This is a genomic window from Priestia endophytica DSM 13796 (genome assembly GCF_900115845.1).
Classification (GTDB): Bacteria; Bacillota; Bacilli; order Bacillales; family Bacillaceae_H; genus Bacillus_I; species Bacillus_I endophytica.
The window spans coordinates 738,809-756,091 of record NZ_FOXX01000001.1 but is presented as its reverse complement, the minus strand read 5'-3'; the positions used below and the strand labels follow the sequence as shown (position 1 = coordinate 756,091).

Annotated in this window: 16 protein-coding genes; 12 read left to right on the top strand and 4 right to left on the bottom strand. The window is 36.9% G+C overall.

All coding sequences use genetic code 11. The features are described 5' to 3' along the window. Positions 1-13: 13 nt before the first annotated feature. From BM012_RS26275 to BM012_RS03855, 3 genes are all read left to right on the top strand, one after another. On the top strand, positions 14-163 hold the full coding sequence (locus BM012_RS26275; protein WP_161939272.1) for a hypothetical protein: 150 nt from the start codon (positions 14-16) through the stop codon (positions 161-163). Positions 164-229: 66 nt separating this feature from the next. Continuing rightward, the gene (locus BM012_RS03860; protein WP_061802212.1) at positions 230-466 is read left to right on the top strand and encodes a hypothetical protein; all 237 of its coding nucleotides are present in this window, start codon (positions 230-232) and stop codon (positions 464-466) included. Positions 467-663: 197 nt separating this feature from the next. Further along, positions 664-1,980, top strand: a complete 1,317-nt coding sequence (locus BM012_RS03855; protein WP_061802211.1) for a DRTGG domain-containing protein — start codon at positions 664-666, stop codon at positions 1,978-1,980. A 42-nt stretch (positions 1,981-2,022) separates the two neighbouring features. On the opposite strand, the gene BM012_RS03850 is transcribed toward BM012_RS03855, so the two are convergent. Further along, entirely contained in the window at positions 2,023-2,313 is a 291-nt protein-coding gene (locus tag BM012_RS03850) for a YtpI family protein (RefSeq protein WP_061802210.1), read from the bottom strand. Between the two features lie 227 nt (positions 2,314-2,540). Here BM012_RS03850 and BM012_RS03845 point away from each other — a divergent pair, with 227 nt between their 5' ends. Beyond that, the gene (locus BM012_RS03845) at positions 2,541-3,476 is read left to right on the top strand and encodes a DHH family phosphoesterase (protein WP_061802209.1); all 936 of its coding nucleotides are present in this window, start codon (positions 2,541-2,543) and stop codon (positions 3,474-3,476) included. A gap of 48 nt (positions 3,477-3,524) precedes the next feature. Here the strand turns inward: BM012_RS03845 and ytrI are convergent, their stop codons facing one another. Further along, positions 3,525-4,076 (bottom strand): sporulation membrane protein YtrI, encoded by a 552-nt coding sequence (gene ytrI, locus BM012_RS03840; protein WP_061802208.1) that lies wholly within the window; start codon positions 4,074-4,076, stop codon positions 3,525-3,527. Then, the gene (locus BM012_RS03835) at positions 4,046-4,381 is read right to left on the bottom strand and encodes a sporulation membrane protein YtrH (RefSeq protein WP_061802207.1); all 336 of its coding nucleotides are present in this window, start codon (positions 4,379-4,381) and stop codon (positions 4,046-4,048) included. Before BM012_RS03835 ends, ytrI begins: the two co-directional genes overlap by 31 nt. 94 nt (positions 4,382-4,475) lie before the next feature. Here BM012_RS03835 and dnaE point away from each other — a divergent pair, with 94 nt between their 5' ends. From dnaE to BM012_RS03805, 6 genes are all read left to right on the top strand, one after another. After that, the gene (dnaE, locus tag BM012_RS03830; protein ID WP_061802206.1) at positions 4,476-7,736 is read left to right on the top strand and encodes a DNA polymerase III subunit alpha; all 3,261 of its coding nucleotides are present in this window, start codon (positions 4,476-4,478) and stop codon (positions 7,734-7,736) included. A 123-nt stretch (positions 7,737-7,859) separates the two neighbouring features. After that, the gene (locus tag BM012_RS03825; RefSeq protein ID WP_061802205.1) at positions 7,860-9,089 is read left to right on the top strand and encodes an NADP-dependent malic enzyme; all 1,230 of its coding nucleotides are present in this window, start codon (positions 7,860-7,862) and stop codon (positions 9,087-9,089) included. A gap of 602 nt (positions 9,090-9,691) precedes the next feature. Further along, on the top strand, positions 9,692-10,558 hold the full coding sequence (accD, locus tag BM012_RS03820) for an acetyl-CoA carboxylase, carboxyltransferase subunit beta (protein ID WP_061802204.1): 867 nt from the start codon (positions 9,692-9,694) through the stop codon (positions 10,556-10,558). Then, complete coding sequence (gene accA / locus BM012_RS03815; RefSeq protein WP_061802203.1) at positions 10,549-11,526, top strand: acetyl-CoA carboxylase carboxyl transferase subunit alpha; 978 nt, start codon at positions 10,549-10,551, stop codon at positions 11,524-11,526. Before accD ends, accA begins: the two co-directional genes overlap by 10 nt. A gap of 162 nt (positions 11,527-11,688) precedes the next feature. Next, complete coding sequence (gene pyk / locus BM012_RS03810) at positions 11,689-13,449, top strand: pyruvate kinase (RefSeq protein ID WP_061802202.1); 1,761 nt, start codon at positions 11,689-11,691, stop codon at positions 13,447-13,449. Between the two features lie 122 nt (positions 13,450-13,571). Beyond that, positions 13,572-13,964: an FxsA family protein gene (locus BM012_RS03805; RefSeq protein ID WP_061802201.1), complete on the top strand. Its 393-nt coding sequence runs from the start codon at positions 13,572-13,574 to the stop codon at positions 13,962-13,964. Between the two features lie 59 nt (positions 13,965-14,023). On the opposite strand, the gene ytvI is transcribed toward BM012_RS03805, so the two are convergent. After that, positions 14,024-15,145, bottom strand: a complete 1,122-nt coding sequence (gene ytvI, locus BM012_RS03800; RefSeq protein WP_061802200.1) for a sporulation integral membrane protein YtvI — start codon at positions 15,143-15,145, stop codon at positions 14,024-14,026. 163 nt (positions 15,146-15,308) lie between these two features. Between ytvI and BM012_RS03795 the strand changes: the two genes are divergently transcribed. Both BM012_RS03795 and citZ read left to right on the top strand, forming a co-directional pair. After that, positions 15,309-15,770 (top strand): DUF441 domain-containing protein, encoded by a 462-nt coding sequence (locus tag BM012_RS03795; protein ID WP_061802199.1) that lies wholly within the window; start codon positions 15,309-15,311, stop codon positions 15,768-15,770. 332 nt (positions 15,771-16,102) lie between these two features. Then, entirely contained in the window at positions 16,103-17,218 is a 1,116-nt protein-coding gene (citZ, locus tag BM012_RS03790) for a citrate synthase (RefSeq protein ID WP_061802198.1), read from the top strand. Positions 17,219-17,283 lie beyond the last annotated feature (65 nt).

Here is a 17,283-nt window from a genome sequence, read left to right as displayed (position 1 = left end):
GGAGTGATAATAGATGAAAGATCCAAAGTCAGTAAACAAGTCTTATGATGAAATGTTTTTTTACGATGAAGAAGGAGAACAACTGACAACCCAGCACATTATGGAAGCGTATGAAAATGGTCATTTTGACACAGGATACAGTGAAAATCAAGGTGAAGGATAACGTCTACGTCTGATTAAGACAAGTTCTGCATATAAATAAAGCAAAAGGAATAGTTAGGAGGCCCATATGAAACAGAAATATCTTTTATATGTTTTGCTAACAAGCCTTTTGCTTTATTATGCAATGCCATATCTACAGCCTTTTTATGGGGGAACATTTGGTCTTTTCTCACTAGTATGGATTCTTTTTGCTCTTCTTGTCTTAAGCGGTAATTTCTTAGCTTTCTTATCCGCTCCTAAAGGAGAGAAAAGACTAAAAGTGAAAAAAGCAAAAGCCCCTTTGAAGAGAAGAATGTATCAGTAGAGAAAGAAATGGAAAGCCTTTCATAAAAAGAAAGGCTTTTTATTATGAAAAATGAAAAGTAAGATAAAGAGTAGTTACATCATCGTAAAAAAATGGTTTAATGAAGTAGAGTATACAAAATAAATGACGCTGTAGAGAAAGATAGATAACAGTGGCGATTAACAAATAAACTAAGTAATTTTAAAGGGTGAAGAATCGTGGCGACAAAGCATCAACAAATTTTGCAGCATATCGATCATTTACCGATTGGCGAAAAGATCTCGGTTCGACAGATTGCAAAAGACCTTGGAGTAAGTGAAGGGACGGCTTACCGTGCCATCAAAGATGCTGAAAATAAAGGGTATGTTTCGACCATTGAAAGAGTTGGAACGATTAGAATTGAACGAAAACAAAAAGAAAATATTGAAAAGTTGACGTATGAAGAAGTTGTTAATATTGTAGATGGGCAAGTATTAGGCGGTATGGAAGGGCTCCATAAAACACTCAATAAGTTTGTTATTGGAGCAATGAAACTTGAAGCAATGATGCGTTACACAGGAGCAGATAACTTGCTTATTGTCGGAAATCGAACAGATGCTCATGAGCTAGCATTAGAAGCAGGAGCCGCTGTTTTGATAACAGGAGGATTTGACACTGAAGATCATGTTAAAAAGTTAGCGGACGAGCTTGCTTTACCTGTTATTTCAACAAGCTATGATACGTTTACAGTAGCAGCTATGATCAATAGAGCAATTTATGATCACCTTATAAAAAAAGAAATTGTCCTTGTCGAAGATATTTTAACATCTGCTGAGAATGCCGCTATTCTAAACATAAGTGATCCTATATCAAAATGGTATGAGTATAATCATCATACAAAACATACTCGTTTTCCAGTTGTAGATGACGATTTACATGTAAAAGGAATTGTGACTTCAAAAGACATTATTGACTATAGCAGAGATACGGTTATTGAAAAAGTGATGACGAAAAATCCAATTACCGTCCACCAAAAGACGTCTGTTGCTTCCTCCGCTCATATGATGGTATGGGAAGGGATTGAAATATTACCTGTTGTAGATGAATATAATGTGCTTCAAGGAATTATTAGTAGGCAAGATGTATTAAAAGCTCTTCAAATGATTCAAAAGCAGCCACAAGTTGGAGAGACGATTGATGATATTGTGACAAGTCAGTTTCAAGACGTGTCAGAGGCAAAAGATAACTTCTATTATCGTTGTGAAGTAACGCCACAAATGACAAACTATATGGGAACTATTTCAAATGGGGTTTTTATGACGATATTGACAGAAGCAACAAACAGAGCTCTTCGTGTCTATAAAAAAGGCGATCTCGTTATTGAAAATGTAACTTTATATTTTATCAAACCTGTCCAAATTGACAGTACGCTTGAAATTCGTCCAAAAGTACTTGAAATTGGTCGCAAATTCGGAAAAGTAGATGTTGAAGCATATAGTGAAGGAGTTCTAGTTGGTAAAGCACTTATGATGGCTCAAGTGCTTGATCGAACATAAAAAGGCGCAAAGCAACTCTGCTTTGCGTTTTTTTATGGAACGTTATTTACGTTCTTCAATCGTTTTTGGAAGATAGTATTTGTAAGCTTTGAAAGCGGCAATTACGCTTGCTCCGCCTAGTAAAACGAAAACAAATGCTACAATTGTGGAAACAATAGAATTATGGATGAAAAAGAGGTTTATTCCGAACAGAAAAACAAAGAGACCAAGAGCAATGCTACATTTAGCAGAGAGCCATTGTTTTTCCATTGGAGCTTTTGAACGAATGTACTTTGTTTTGTAGAAAAGATAAAAAACGAGCGAAAAAATAATCAATACTACAAAAATAGGCATACAATTCCTCCATCTTTTAATAGTGGTAATGCTTCATTTTCTTTTATTTTAGCTTGTAAAAAGGAATTTTTCTACAACTGGGATGACATTTATTTAAAACAGAGCCATTGTATGATTTAATAGGTAATATAAACAGATCATAATACAGTAAATAAAGTGCACAGTTTAGCGAAAGCATAGCTATAAATTCTAAATGTCTACTTTTAGATATTTCAAGGAGAGAGAAAATGAAAGAAAGAATCTTGCAGGAAATTATGAAATATGAGACCATCATTATTCATCGACATGTACGTCCAGATCCTGATGCATATGGTTCACAGGGTGGATTAGCTGAAATTTTGAAGGCCTCTTTTCCAACTAAAAACATTTATGTAACAGGAGCTAGTGATCCTTCTTTGGAGTTTCTTTATAAAATGGACGAGATTGATGATGCTATTTATCACGATGCTCTTGTAATTGTGTGTGATACAGCAAATGAAGCGCGTGTATCTGATCAGCGCTATAAAAACGGTAAGTTTATCATTAAAATCGATCATCATCCAAATGAAGACCCTTATGGAGATTTATTGTGGGTTGAAACGTCGGCAAGTTCAACAAGCGAGATGATTTATGAACTATACATAGAGCTAAAAGACAGCGGACTAACAATGACAAAGGAAGCTGCACGCCTTATTTATGCAGGGATTGTAGGGGATACAGGTCGTTTCCTTTTTCCAAATACAACGCAAAGAACGCTTCAATATGCAAGTGAGCTTGTTCAAGCTGATTTTTCATTCACGGATCTTTATCAAGGAATGTATAAAACAAAGCTTAATGTCGCACGTCTTCAAGGTTATGTGTTAAACAATTTCACCTTTGAAGAAGAGGGAATTGCTTATATTACAATTACAAAGGATATTTTACGAGAATATAATGCAACTCCATCAGAAGCATCTCAGCTTGTCGGCCTTCTTGGAAACATTGATGGAGTAAAAGCTTGGGTTTTCTTTGTTGAAGAAGAAAGTCTAATCCGAGTTCGCTTGCGTTCAAAGGGACCCGTTATTAACGGTGTTGCCCGTAATTATAACGGCGGTGGTCATCCGCTTGCTTCAGGAGCTTCTATTTATCAGTGGAGTGACGTTCAGTCCGTTTTAAATGATTTACGAAAAGTATGTCAAGAGTAGAGAAAGAGGTGGTTTCCTTTTGAATGGAAATCACCTTTTCCATAGCTTTTACAGGGAAGATTTTACATCTGTGACTTTAAGTTGAACAGATAAAGTCCGATGAAAAAGGATTTCTCGAACTTCAATCCTGTATATTTTTTTATCAATTTCATATTGTCTGTTTTCGATGACTCTTTTTATGAGCTCTTTTGATTCATAAACTTCTTCAACAGGCTGAGAAATTAAGTTGTTTAACTCTTTCTTAACCGCTTCTTCGATAAAAAAGGTAGAATAGTATCCAAGTTTAAAGTTATCGCTATTTATAATTTTAACATCTAAATTTTGGATAACGAGCTCTTTTGTTTGTGGTTTTTCCTCATCAGGTTTCTCGCTTTCGTGTTCATTTTGCCAAATTGACAGTTGATCTTGCAGTTGTTCAATTTCTCTTTTTTGTTTAATAATAGTAATGGTTTGTCTTTCTTGTAGTGTTCCGTACATAAACAGAAACACGCCCCAGCTAATTAATGCTCCGAAAAATGCTCCGACAAGTAGAAAGCGAAAAGAAGGACGTTCATGTAAAGGTGGAATTCTCATGATGAGAGATAGTCCTGGATAAGCCATTTGATAAGAAGTGCACCTGTTTGAGCGCCGCCTAGAGCAGAAAGAATATAAAGAATCTGTTTGAACGCTTCTTTTGTTGCGCCTTGAAAAAAGCCTTTTTCAATGCTGAAAAAAGTATCAAAAGTCCCGCCAATAGCCGCAATAAGGGCCCAGATTTTTAAGTTGTCGGAAAGAGTGTTCATATATGTTAAAGGGGGCTTGCCCATTAAAAAGGCACCAAAAGAGCCGATAAAAGAGCCGCCAATAATAACACCAAGTGCAATAAAATAACTCGTAATAAAAAGGGTTACAAATGTATCTTTCATCTCTTTCTCCTCCTTTTCTATATGTATATGTGTGAAGGAGGCATGTATGAAAGAGGAAAAGAAAACGTTATGTTACAAAGGAAGGTGAAATGCAATGTCATTTGTTCACTTGCAAGTAAAAAGTGGATATACTTTGCTTCAGAGTACAGTGAAAATAAAAGAACTTGTTCAAAAAGCAAAGGAAGATGGCCAAAAGGCAATTGCTTTAACAGACCACAATGTCATGCACGCTATTCTTCCTTTTTATAAAGAATGCAAAAAAGAAGGTATTAAGCCAATTCTAGGGATAACACTTACAGTACAAGTGGAAGAAAAAATCTATGATCTTATTTTGCTTGCTAGAAATAATCAAGGATATCAACATCTCTTAAAACTTGCGACAGCTGTACAAATCAATGAGAAAGAAGGAGTATCGCTTGAAACGTTGAGAACGTACAGTGAGCATCTGTTTGCCCTTTTCCCTTATTCACAGCTGTTCTTTAATAAAGAACACGTAAAAAACATTCTGTCACCATTCTCCTCGCTATTTCGCCATCATTTCTACATAGCTGTAACAGAGAAAGAAGCTTCAGAGGAAACGATAAATATGTTTCGCTCTTGTGGAATAAAAGCGGTAGGTACGAACGATGTTCGTTATTTAGAGAAAGAGCATCAGCTTGCTTATCAATGTTTAGAAGCGGTGAGAAAAGGTGTTAAAAGAGAAGAAATTGAAATCCACGAACAGGAACGTTATTTAAAAAAAGAAGAAGAAATGAAAGAAGCTTTTGCCCATTTTCCCTCACTATTAGAAGAAACTGTACACATTGCAAACAACTGCAGCGTTTCATTGAGTCTCGGTTCTTCTTTTCTACCAAAATATCCTGTAGAAGAAGGAAAAAGTGCTCATGTTCTTTTAAGGAAGCTTTGTGAGAGAGGGATGGAGCAAAAGGGGCTCTCTGAAGATAAACGTTATCAACATCGCCTTCAGTATGAGCTTAATGTCATTGAGAAAATGAGCTTTAGCGATTACTTTTTAATTGTTGCAGATTTTATGCATTTTGCTCATCGAAAAGGAATTATAACAGGTCCTGGAAGGGGATCTGCTGCAGGGTCACTTGTTGCTTATGCTCTTGATATTACAACTGTTGATCCTATTCAATATGATTTATTATTTGAACGCTTTTTAAATCCAGAGCGAATAAGCATGCCTGATATTGATATTGATTTTCCGGATCATCGCCGTGATGAAGTGATCCAGTACGTTATGAAAAGATATGGAAAAGAGCATGTTGCCCAAATCATTACGTTCGGAACCTTAGCAGCAAAAGCAGCTTTGCGTGATATTGCAAAAGTATTTGGAGTAGACGGAGCAGAAATAAACAAGTTGTCAAAACTTATTCCGGCTAAGCAAGGAGTAACGTTAAAAGAAGTGTACAACACATCAGAAGAGTTTCGCTCCATTCTTCAATCTTCCTCTCTTTTGCAGACTGTATTTTCAGTAGCGCTCCTAGTTGAAGGCTTGCCTCGTCACTCATCGATTCATGCAGCAGGCATTGTAATTAGTGAACAGCCATTAACACATTACGTACCGCTACAGGAAGGGCATGGAGACGTACCTTTAACACAATACGCCATGAATGAAACAGCTGCCGCAGGACTATTGAAAATTGATTTTCTTGGACTGAGGAACTTAACAATCCTAGAAAGAATCTTAAAATCTGTCCAAAAGTTCAACAGAACACTAACGCTTCAAACCATTCCTTTAAACGATTCAGAAACTTTTCGTCTACTAAGCAATGGAGATACAGCGGGAATCTTTCAATTTGAATCGTCGGGTATTACAGAGGTATTAAAAACGTTAAAACCAAGTGAGTTCGAAGATTTAGTTGCTGTTAATGCTTTATATCGGCCAGGACCAATGGAGCAGATTCCTCATTATATAAAAAGGAAACATGGAAAAGAAGAAGTTCACTATTTCCATAAAGATTTAAAACCGATTTTAGAGAAAACATATGGCGTTATTGTTTATCAAGAGCAAATTATGCAAATTGCCTCAAGATTGGCAGGTTTTACGCTTGGGGAAGCTGATTTGTTAAGACGAGCAGTAAGTAAAAAGAACCGAAGTGCACTTGAGGAAGAACGTCAGCACTTTATCAAAGGATGTTTGCAAAAAGGATATAGCATAGAAGTTGCTTCAAATCTCTATCAATTAATTGTGCAGTTTGCAAATTATGGGTTTAACAGAAGTCATGCTGTCGCATATAGCCTTATTGCCTATTATCTTGCTTACTTTAAGGCGCACTACAAAGCTCACTTTACAGCTGCTTTGCTAACGAGCGTAATTGGAAATGAGGAAAGAGTTAAACAATATGTTCATGAAGCAAAATTAAAAGGCCTTGAAATTTTGCCTCCTTCTATTAATAAAAGTGTTTACCCATTTACTGTGGAAGGAGAAAGTGCTATTCGCTACAGTTTAGCGCCAATTAAATATATTGGGCAAACAGCTCTTCGTGAAATTATCGAAAAAAGAAAAGAGAAAAGGTTCGCTAGCTTATTTGATTTTTGCATGCGCATTTCAGAACAAGCTGTTGGGCGGAATGGTCTCATTTCTCTTATTTATGCGGGAGGATTTGATGAGTTTGGGGAAGATAGAGCAACATTGATCAAATCCATTGACGTTGCTTTCGAACATGCAAGTCTTATGGAGGATTTTGGGTTTGAACCAAAGTATGCAAAAGCAGAGCCTTTAACGGAGGAAGAAAAGCTTGGTTATGAAAAGCAAGCACTTGGACTTTACTTGTCTAGTCATCCTTTGTCTTCTTATAGACCGTTCCTTCAAAAAGAAGGGGCACAACCTCTTTTCACTTTAGGACAGCAAAAAAAAGGAAACGTAAAAGTAGGGGCTCTTGTAACGGAACGACGAGAAATCCTTACAAAACGAGGAGAGAGAATGGCTTTTTTGAACTTGCAGGATGAAACAGGAGAAATAGAAGGAATTGTATTTCCAAATGCATTTAGAAAATTTCAAGAAAAATTAAGTATTGATGGTAAAATATTTATAGTTGGTAAAATAGAGGAAAGAAACCATAAGTTTCAGCTGCTTATTAATGAGGTTATTTCACTTGAAGATATGAAACAAAGCTTCTTAAGAGCGCTCTATTTAAGAGTAGATTCACAGCAAAAGCAAGAAGAAGTTTTCATAGAGTTAGAAGAGACTTTTAAGCGATTTAAAGGCGATACAGCAGTTATGATTTACTATGCTACTGAAGATAAAACCATTCGTTTAGCACCTTCTTTTAACGTGAATCCAAGTAATGAATGCTTGCAATATTTGAAGAAAATACTAGGGGATGGAAACGTGATTCTTCGTGAGTAATATGCTTTACATTCTGTCCCCATTTGGTATATTGTAAAAGAGTTAATGTCTTACATTAGAAAACTTCAAATTTATTAACTATTCTATACAATTGAGTAGTTGTCGGACAAAGGAGAGAGTTTTATGTCATTGAAAGAGGAAGCTTTACATATTCACCGTATGAATCAGGGTAAATTAGAATCAAAAGCAAAAGTTCCCGTGAAAAATGCGAAAGACTTAAGTCTTGCTTATTCACCAGGAGTAGCAGAGCCTTGTAAAGCCATCTATGATGATGTTAATAAGGTATATGAATACACAATGAAGGGCAACATGGTAGCAGTAGTTTCAGATGGTACAGCTGTACTTGGACTTGGGAATATTGGCCCAGAAGCATCTTTACCAGTTATGGAAGGAAAAGCTGTATTGTTTAAAAGTTTCGCTGGAGTGGATGCGTTTCCAATTTGCTTAAATACAACGGATGTAGATAAAATTGTTGAAACTGTAAAACTGCTTGAGCCAACGTTCGGTGGCGTGAATTTAGAAGATATTGCAGCACCTAACTGCTTTGAGATTGAAGAACGTTTGAAAAAAGAAACAAACATTCCTGTGTTTCATGATGATCAACATGGAACAGCAATTGTAACAGTTGCAGGTCTCCTAAATGCATTAAAACTTGTTGGCAAATCAATGTCTGAAATCAAAGTTGTAGCAAATGGAGCAGGTGCAGCTGGAATTGCCATTATCAAACTTTTATACCGTTATGGTGTGCGCGATGTTGTGATGTGTGATTCTAAAGGCGCAATTTTCGAAGGTCGCTCATATGGTATGAACGATGTGAAAAAAGAAGTTGCTTCATATACAAATCGTGACAGAGTTGAAGGAGATTTAGCTGACGTAATTCGTGAAGCAGATGTATTCATTGGTGTTTCTGTTGAAGGTGCACTTACAAAAGAAATGGTACAAACAATGAATACTGATCCAATCATTTTTGCAATGGCAAACCCAACGCCAGAAATCATGCCTGAAGATGCAAAAGAAGCAGGTGCCAAAGTTATTGGAACAGGACGTTCAGATTTCCCGAACCAAGTTAACAACGTGCTTGCATTCCCAGGAATTTTCCGTGGTGCACTTGATGTGCGTGCTACACATATTAATGAAAAAATGAAAATGGCAGCTGTTGAGGCTATTGCTGGTTTAATTTCTGAAGAAGAGTTAAACGCAGACTATGTAATCCCAGCTCCATTTAACCCAGAAGTAGCTCCGGCTGTGGCAGCTGCGGTTGCAAAAGCAGCTATGGAAACAGGAGTAGCTCGTATTGAAGTAAATCCAGAAGAAGTAGCGGAGAAAACGCGTAAGTTAACAATTATTGAATAAAACCGTTTTCCTGCTTTCTATTTTTATATTCATTGAAAGAGCGCCTAGTAAAAAAGGCGCTCTTCCAATGAAAGAAGAGTGAGGCATCGTAAGAAACGCATACTTCTGGTCTTTAAACTCGATTTTCTGAATTTCTTCCTCGCGTTTTAAGTGCTTACAAGAAGTTTGAAAAGAAAGCTTTTCGAGCGATGAAAAAGCAACTTTTACAAAAATCTCCTTGCTTTTTAAGCAAACATGACTTATTATTCGAGCAGATGTGTCAACATTTTTAAGTATGTAATAATAACTATATTATTCTTAATATGGAATAACTTATCATTTGTTCGTCTAGTAGGGAGCTCCTCATCCTTTAGTCCTGTATAATAGAATGGGTGAAGCACTTTTTACCTTTCGTTCACACTGTATGAATGCTTATTTTAAGTGAAAATGTCGAAGGACATGCGTCACAAACTGACAGCATCTTTTAGAAAGTTCCGCTATTCTAATTCTAAAATACAAGCACCTTGAACGTAAGCAAATATGTACAAGTGCGATCTTCTTAGGCATTTTACGCTTGCCTTTTCACTCCAATGACACTAATGAAATGTAAGGGAGGGCAAACTTTGTTAAGAGACTGGTTTGTTAAAAAGAAAAAATATGCTTCAATTCCTTCAGAACATATAAGACAAGAAGTACCAGAAGGAATTATGACAAAGTGTAAGAAATGTAAAAAAATCATGTATACAAAAGAATTGAAAAAGAATTTAAAAGTTTGTTTAAACTGTGGATATCATCATCAAATGACAGGATATGAACGTATTTCAAGTTTGCTTGATGAAGAAAGTTTTGTTGAATATGACAAAGGTATGACGTCTGCAAATCCGTTAGACTTTCCGTCTTACCTTGAAAAAATCCAACAAGATCAACAGAAAACAGGAATGAATGAAGCAATTGTAACGGGTGAAGGAACGATCAATGGTATAGATGTTGTTATAGCGGTAATGGATTCTCATTTTAGAATGGGAAGTATGGGATCTGTAGTTGGCGAAAAAATTACGCGCGCGGTAGAAAAAGCAGTAGAAAAAAGCGTGCCGTTTTTGATTTTCACAGCTTCCGGCGGTGCTCGTATGCAAGAGGGTGTATTAAGCCTTATGCAGATGGCTAAAACAAGCGTTGCTTTAAACCGTCTTGGTGAAGCAGGAGAGCTGTTTATTTCAGTAATGACACATCCAACAACAGGAGGAGTTTCTGCAAGCTTTGCTTCGCTTGGTGACTACAATTTTGCTGAGCCTGGTGCACTTATTGGATTTGCTGGACGTCGAATTATTGAACAAACGATTCGTGAAGAACTTCCAGAGGACTTTCAAACAGCTGAATTTTTATTAAAACATGGTCAGCTTGACGCTGTCATTAAAAGGCATGATATGAAAGAAACGCTTGGAAATATTCTTGATATGCATAAGTCAGGAGGTGGAGAAGAATGGCAGTAGAGCTTGAATTCGAACGCCCTGTCGTGGAGCTTCGCAATAAAATTCTAGAGCTTAAAAACTTTGCTAAGAGCTCGGACGTTGACTTATCTGGAGAAGTAAGCAAGCTTGAAGAACGCTTGAAGCGTGTGGAACATGAAATTTATGACCATCTCGCTCCATGGGACCGTGTGCAGATTGCTAGACATGCTGAACGTCCTACAACAGCAGACTATATTGAGCAGTTGTTTACGAACTTTTTTGAGTGTCATGGCGATCGTCTTTTTGGTGAAGATGAAGCTATCATTGGTGGCATCGCTAAATTCCATGGTCTTCCTGTTACAGTTATCGGCCATCAGCGTGGAAAAGACACGAAAGAAAATCTTCGTCGTAACTTCGGAATGCCACATCCTGAAGGATATAGAAAAGCTCTTCGTCTTATGAAGCAAGCCGAGAAGTTTAACCGTCCGATTATTACTTTTGTCGATACAAAAGGAGCTTATCCAGGAAAAGCAGCTGAAGAACGTGGGCAAAGTGAAGCAATTGCCAAAAACTTAATGGAAATGGCTGGATTTACAGTTCCGATTATCTCTGTTGTTATTGGAGAAGGTGGGAGTGGTGGTGCTATTGGATTAGGTCTTAGCAATCATCTTCATATGCTTGAGAATTCCACTTATTCTGTCATTTCTCCAGAGGGAGCAGCAGCGCTTCTTTGGAAAGATTCGACGCTTGCTAAAAAAGCAGCTGAAACAATGAGAATCACGGCTCCAGATTTGAAAGAATTAGGGGTTATTGATGATGTAATTGAAGAAATTCGCGGCGGAGCTCATCGCGATGTTGTGAAACAGGCACAATTTATTGACGCGACAATTAAATCATCTCTTTTATCTTTAAGAAAACTTTCAAAAGAAGAGCTTGTTAACCAGCGCTATGAGAAATATCGCGAAATTGGCGAATTTCTAGAAGAGCAAAAACAAACAGTTACAAAATAGATAGCAGAAAAAAGATGCCTTTTTTAAAGGCATCTTTTTTCTATAAATGAAGAATGACTATTAATTCTCCGTAAAGACAAAGAACAGAGGGTTTCGAAAATGCCCTAATTGTAGCATAATAGAGAAGTGGAGTAACAAGCAAATAGTGGGAGGATCTAAATCATGAGAAAAACAAAAATTGTTTGTACAATTGGTCCAGCTAGTGAAAGTAAAGAAATGCTTGAAAAGTTAGTACAAGCGGGTATGAACGTTGCACGTTTAAATTTCTCGCATGGAGATTTTGAAGAGCATGGAGCTCGTGTAAAAACCATTCGTGAAGTTAGTCGTGAAAGTGGTAAAACCGTAGCGATTCTTTTGGATACAAAGGGGCCTGAGATTCGAACACATACGGTAGAAAACGGTGAAATTTCGCTTTCAAAAGATGATGAAGTTATTGTATCAATGAATGAAGTTATCGGAACTCCACAAAAGTTCTCAATTACATACAAAGGGTTAATTAATGACGTTGAGAAAGGGTCAACCATTTTATTAGATGATGGATTAATTGAACTTGAAGTAATTGATATCAACAAAAAACATGAAGAAATCCGCACGAAGGTCCGCAATCCAGGTATTTTAAAAAATAAAAAAGGCGTCAATGTACCAGGAGTGAGCGTAAATCTCCCTGGTATGACTGAGAAAGATGCAAATGATATTAAGTTTGGCATCGAGCAAGAGGTTGATTTTATTGCAGCTTCTTTTGTTCGCAGAGCTTCAGATGTATTGGAAATCCGCCAGCTCTTAGAAGAGAACGGTGGGGAGCATATTCAAATTATCCCGAAGATTGAAAATCAAGAAGGGGTAGATAATATTGATGAGATATTAGCTGTATCAGACGGTCTCATGGTCGCGCGTGGAGATTTAGGTGTTGAAATTCCTGCCGAGACTGTTCCTCTTGTCCAAAAAAGGCTAATAAAAAAATGCAATGAATTAGGAAAACCTGTTATTACGGCAACACAAATGCTTGATTCAATGCAAAGAAACCCTCGCCCAACGCGAGCAGAGGCAAGTGATGTAGCAAATGCTATTTTTGATGGAACAGACGCAATTATGCTTTCTGGTGAAACAGCAGCAGGTCATTATCCTGTTGAATCTGTGCAAACGATGAATGCTATTGCAACAAGAGTAGAAAAAGCTCTAAATTATCCAGAACTTCTAAAAAAACGAAGTCAACAAGTTGGAGCTACTGTAACAGATGCTATTGGTCAATCTGTTGTGCATACGTCTTTGAACTTAAATGTTAATGCAATATTAGCTCCAACTGAAAGTGGTTATACAGCGAAGATGATTTCAAAGTATCGTCCTCAAGCGCAGATTATTGGGGTTACAACAGATGAAAAAGTTTTAAGAAAGCTTGCACTCGTTTGGGGAGTTCATCCTGTACTTGGCGAGAATGTGGCAACAATTGATGAAATGCTTGATATGTCAGTTCGTGCTGCTCGTAAATCAAACAATATTGAAAACGGAGATGTTGTTGTAATTACAGCAGGTGTTCCTGTCGGAAAATCTGGAACAACAAACCTTATGAAAGTGCAGGTTGTTGGAGAACTGCTTGCAAAAGGACAAGGTATTGGACGTAAATCAGCATTCGGAAAAGTAGTTGTTGCTAGAAACGCAAAAGAACTACAAGAAAAAATAACTGAAGGCAGTATTGTTGTTACAATTGGGACGGATCGAGATATGATGGATTCATTAGAAAAAGCATCAGCTATTATTACCGAAGAAGGTGGCTTAACAAGTCACGGAGCTGTTGTTGGTTTAAGTTTAGGTATTCCTGTCATTGTAGGAATTGAAAATGCAACAGAGATCTTTAAAGATGGTCAAGATGTAACAGTAGATGGGAATGGCGGCGTTATTTATAAAGGACATGCAAGCGTGCTATAAAAGGAAAGTAGAGTCGATGTTCATGCATCGACTTTTTCTTTATAGCCGTTTTCTTTATCTTTTCAGTCATAACTCTTATAATAGAGATAGTCCTCAAATCTATTGTGAGTGGAGGAAAGGCTATGAAAAAAATTTTTCCGTTCTTTTTAGTTTTAATAGTGCTTGAAATTGCAGCCATGATTTATATAGGAAGTGCGATTGGCTTTTTTCCTACCCTTTTATTGATAGTAGCTACAAGCATAGCAGGAGCCTATTTTTCAAAAAAACAAGGTCTTCTTGTATTACAAAAAGCTCGTTATCAAATGGAACATGGTTATGTTCCTGGAGAAGAAATTATGGATGGTTTATGTGTACTCCTTGCTGGAATATTGCTTATCATTCCTGGGTTTATTACAGATATAACAGGTCTTATATTCCTGCTTCCTTTTACAAGAAACCTTCTTAAACCAATAATTTCACGCTATCTCGGCACTATTTTCCGAAATAAAGGGTTTGTCATGATGCGTCGTTTTTAAATAAATATTTCATAAACAAAAGAGCTTCTACTTGTAGAAGCTCTCTGTTGTTTTAGACGTCAAATTTTCTTTTTGTTATCTAAAATAAAGGCTAAGAGATGATGAAAAACTCCAACTTTGTGTATCGTGTTAAAGAGAACAAGAGAAGTTGGACCAATAATCAGACCAAAAAAGCCAAAAAGTTGAAAGCCGATAAAGACAGCTATTAAGGTTGCAAGTGGATCAATTCCAATGCTTGATGAAAGAACTTTTGGCTCCATGATTTGTCTTTGGACAGCAACGACTACATAAAGCACAAGCAAGCCTATTCCGAGTGCGTTATTTCCACTTAGAAAGCTATAAAGGGCCCAAGGTACAAGGATAACGCCTGTTCCTAAGTAAGGAAGTAAATCAACAAAACCAACGATAAGAGCAATAGTAATGGCATAATCAATTCGTAAAATCAATAATCCTATAAGAACGATAATAGTTGTAATCGAAATGAGCGTAAGCTGTGCTTTAAGGAATCCTGTTAGCGCAAACTTTAGTTCAATGACGATTGTACGTAGGCTTTTTTTTACTTTAGGTGGGAAAACTTTATTTATTTTTCCTTTGAGCTTGTTTAAATCTTTACTAATAAAAAAAGTGGCAAGGAGAGAAAAAATGAAAAACGTAGCTGCATTTGGCAGCCATGTAAAAACAATCGGAATGCTTTGTAAGAACCGTTGGATGAAAGTTCCAACTGTTTCAGAAAGAGTGTCTCCAACATTTTGGATGTTCGTCATCATTGCAATTTGCTGCTCGTTTTCTAGACTGTTGAAAAAAGAAGATAATTTATTATAAAGCGGGATAATCTGCTCTCCTAGAAACTGTTCGATGTATAAAACAAGGTGAGTAAAGTTTTGAGGCACTGATTTTGCCAAGTACTCGGCTCCTGCTACAATTTCGGTGAAAAGAAGCACTAATATACCTGCTACTGAACAAAAAAGAAGAAGAAGAGTCGTTAATATTGCTAAAGAACGTGGAAACCTCAACCGATTCTCCAATAGGTTTACAAAGGGATTAATCATTAGAGAAAGGATAAAAGCAATGATAAAAGGGTAAATCAAGTGTGATAAATGATATAGGAACCAAAAGGAAAGAATGGTGAGGGAAACAACGAGTAGAATTCGACCAAATATGGAAACATAGTGTGGATTCATTTTTTTCCTCCTAGCATGTCCAGTTATTATATCTTACATATGCATGATGAATTTTAGAAGTTTACAGCTGGATTTTTAAATTTTTTACATTGGAATGTGCAAAAAAATACTTTTCTAAAATAGAAAATATTTACTTTGTGAAATCAAGAAAGGTGATGAAGACGTGTTCTCACAAGCAACATTATTTTTACTTATTTTACTTGGAATTGCAGTCATTGCTAAAAACCAATCACTTATTTTTGCTGTTGCTTTTTTACTTGTTATAAAACTGATTGGCCTTGATAGCAAGCTGTTTCCTTATCTACAATCCAAAGGAATTAATTTAGGAGTGACAATTATAACAATCGCAGTTCTTATCCCGATTGCTACAGGAGAAATTGGGTTCAAACAGCTTGGAGACGCTGTGAAATCTTCATATGCTTGGATTGCTCTAGGAGCAGGAATCGCTGTTGCGCTTATTGCAAAACATGGGTTAACGCTCCTTCAAAATGATCCTCAAATCACAGCTGCTCTTGTAATTGGAACAATTTTGGCTGTTGCCCTTTTTCAAGGAGTTGCCGTTGGGCCACTTATTGGGGCTGGAATTGCCTATATTTGTATGAAAATCGTTGAAATGTTTCAGTGAATATTTTCTTGTTATAATAAAAATTTAAAATTTATTGATACTTATCATTCACAAAAGTCTGATAATTGTTTATAATGATAGGTGAACATCATTTAACCTACCTTTTTAGCGGGCACAAAAATGACTAGCTTAAAACAAGGCTAGCTATTTTTAGTGCACGAGAAAATGAAAGCATTTTCTTTGTGAATGCTTGCTCAAGGTAAGCTTAAATGTACGATCTCAAGCGGAGAATTAACCTTTTTCTGTTCAAAAAGTCACTGTGCTGCGAATAAAAAGGAAAATTCATACCGCAGGAGAAAAAGGGGAAATTTTTTATAGAAGGAGAGGAGAATATGACAGCAACTCGAGGTTTAGAAGGAGTCGTAGCTACAACATCAGCTGTAAGTTCAATTATTGACGATATGCTAACGTATCGAGGATACAATATTGATGATTTAACAAGCTATGCTACATTTGAAGAGGTAGTTTATCTACTTTGGCATGGTAAGCTTCCTAATGAAGGTGAATTATCAGAGTTTACTAGACTGCTATCTGAAAATGCAGAGCTTCCAAAAGAAGTTGTAGAGCACTTCTCAACATATCCAGTTGAGAAAGTACATCCAATGGCAGCACTAAGAACAGCTGTATCACTGTTAGGTTTGTATGATGAGGAAGCGGACAGTGTTGAAGAAGAAGCGAACTACCGCAAAGCAATTCGCTTACAGGCGCAGCTTCCAACAATCGTTACGACGTTTGCACGTATAAGAAAAGGGCTTGATCCAATTGCTCCGAAAAAAGAGTACGGACTAGCGAAGAACTTTCTTTATATGTTAAATGGAGAAGAGCCAAGCGATATTGCTGTTGAAGCTTTTAATAAAGCACTTGTTCTTCATGCGGACCATGAATTGAATGCTTCGACATTTACAGGCCGTGTATGTGTTGCAACACTATCTGATATGTATTCTGGTTTAACAGCTGCAATTGGCGCTTTAAAAGGACCTCTTCATGGAGGAGCAAACGAAGCTGTAATGAAGATGCTCTCTGATATTGGTGACGTGGACAGGGTCGATTCTTACATTCAAGCTAAATTGGATGGGAAAGAGAAGATTATGGGATTTGGTCACCGTGTTTATCGAGAGGGAGATCCGCGCGCTAAACATTTAAGAGAAATGTCTAGAAAGCTTGCAGATGTAACTGGAGAAAAGAAATGGTATGAGATGTCATTGAAAATTGAAAATCTCGTTACAAGTCAAAAAGACTTACCGCCGAACGTAGATTTTTATTCTGCATCTGTCTACCATTCTTTAAAGATAGATCATGATTTATTCACACCAATTTTCGCAGTCAGTCGCGTTTCAGGATGGATTGCTCATATTCTAGAGCAGTATTCCAACAATCGTTTAATTCGTCCACGCGCTGAATATATAGGACCTGATAAACAGGCGTATGTTTCTATTGAAGATCGTTAACTAAATCGATCTTGTGCTCAGGACTTGATCTCTTGAGCACAGCATCATTTTTTACACAATACTAG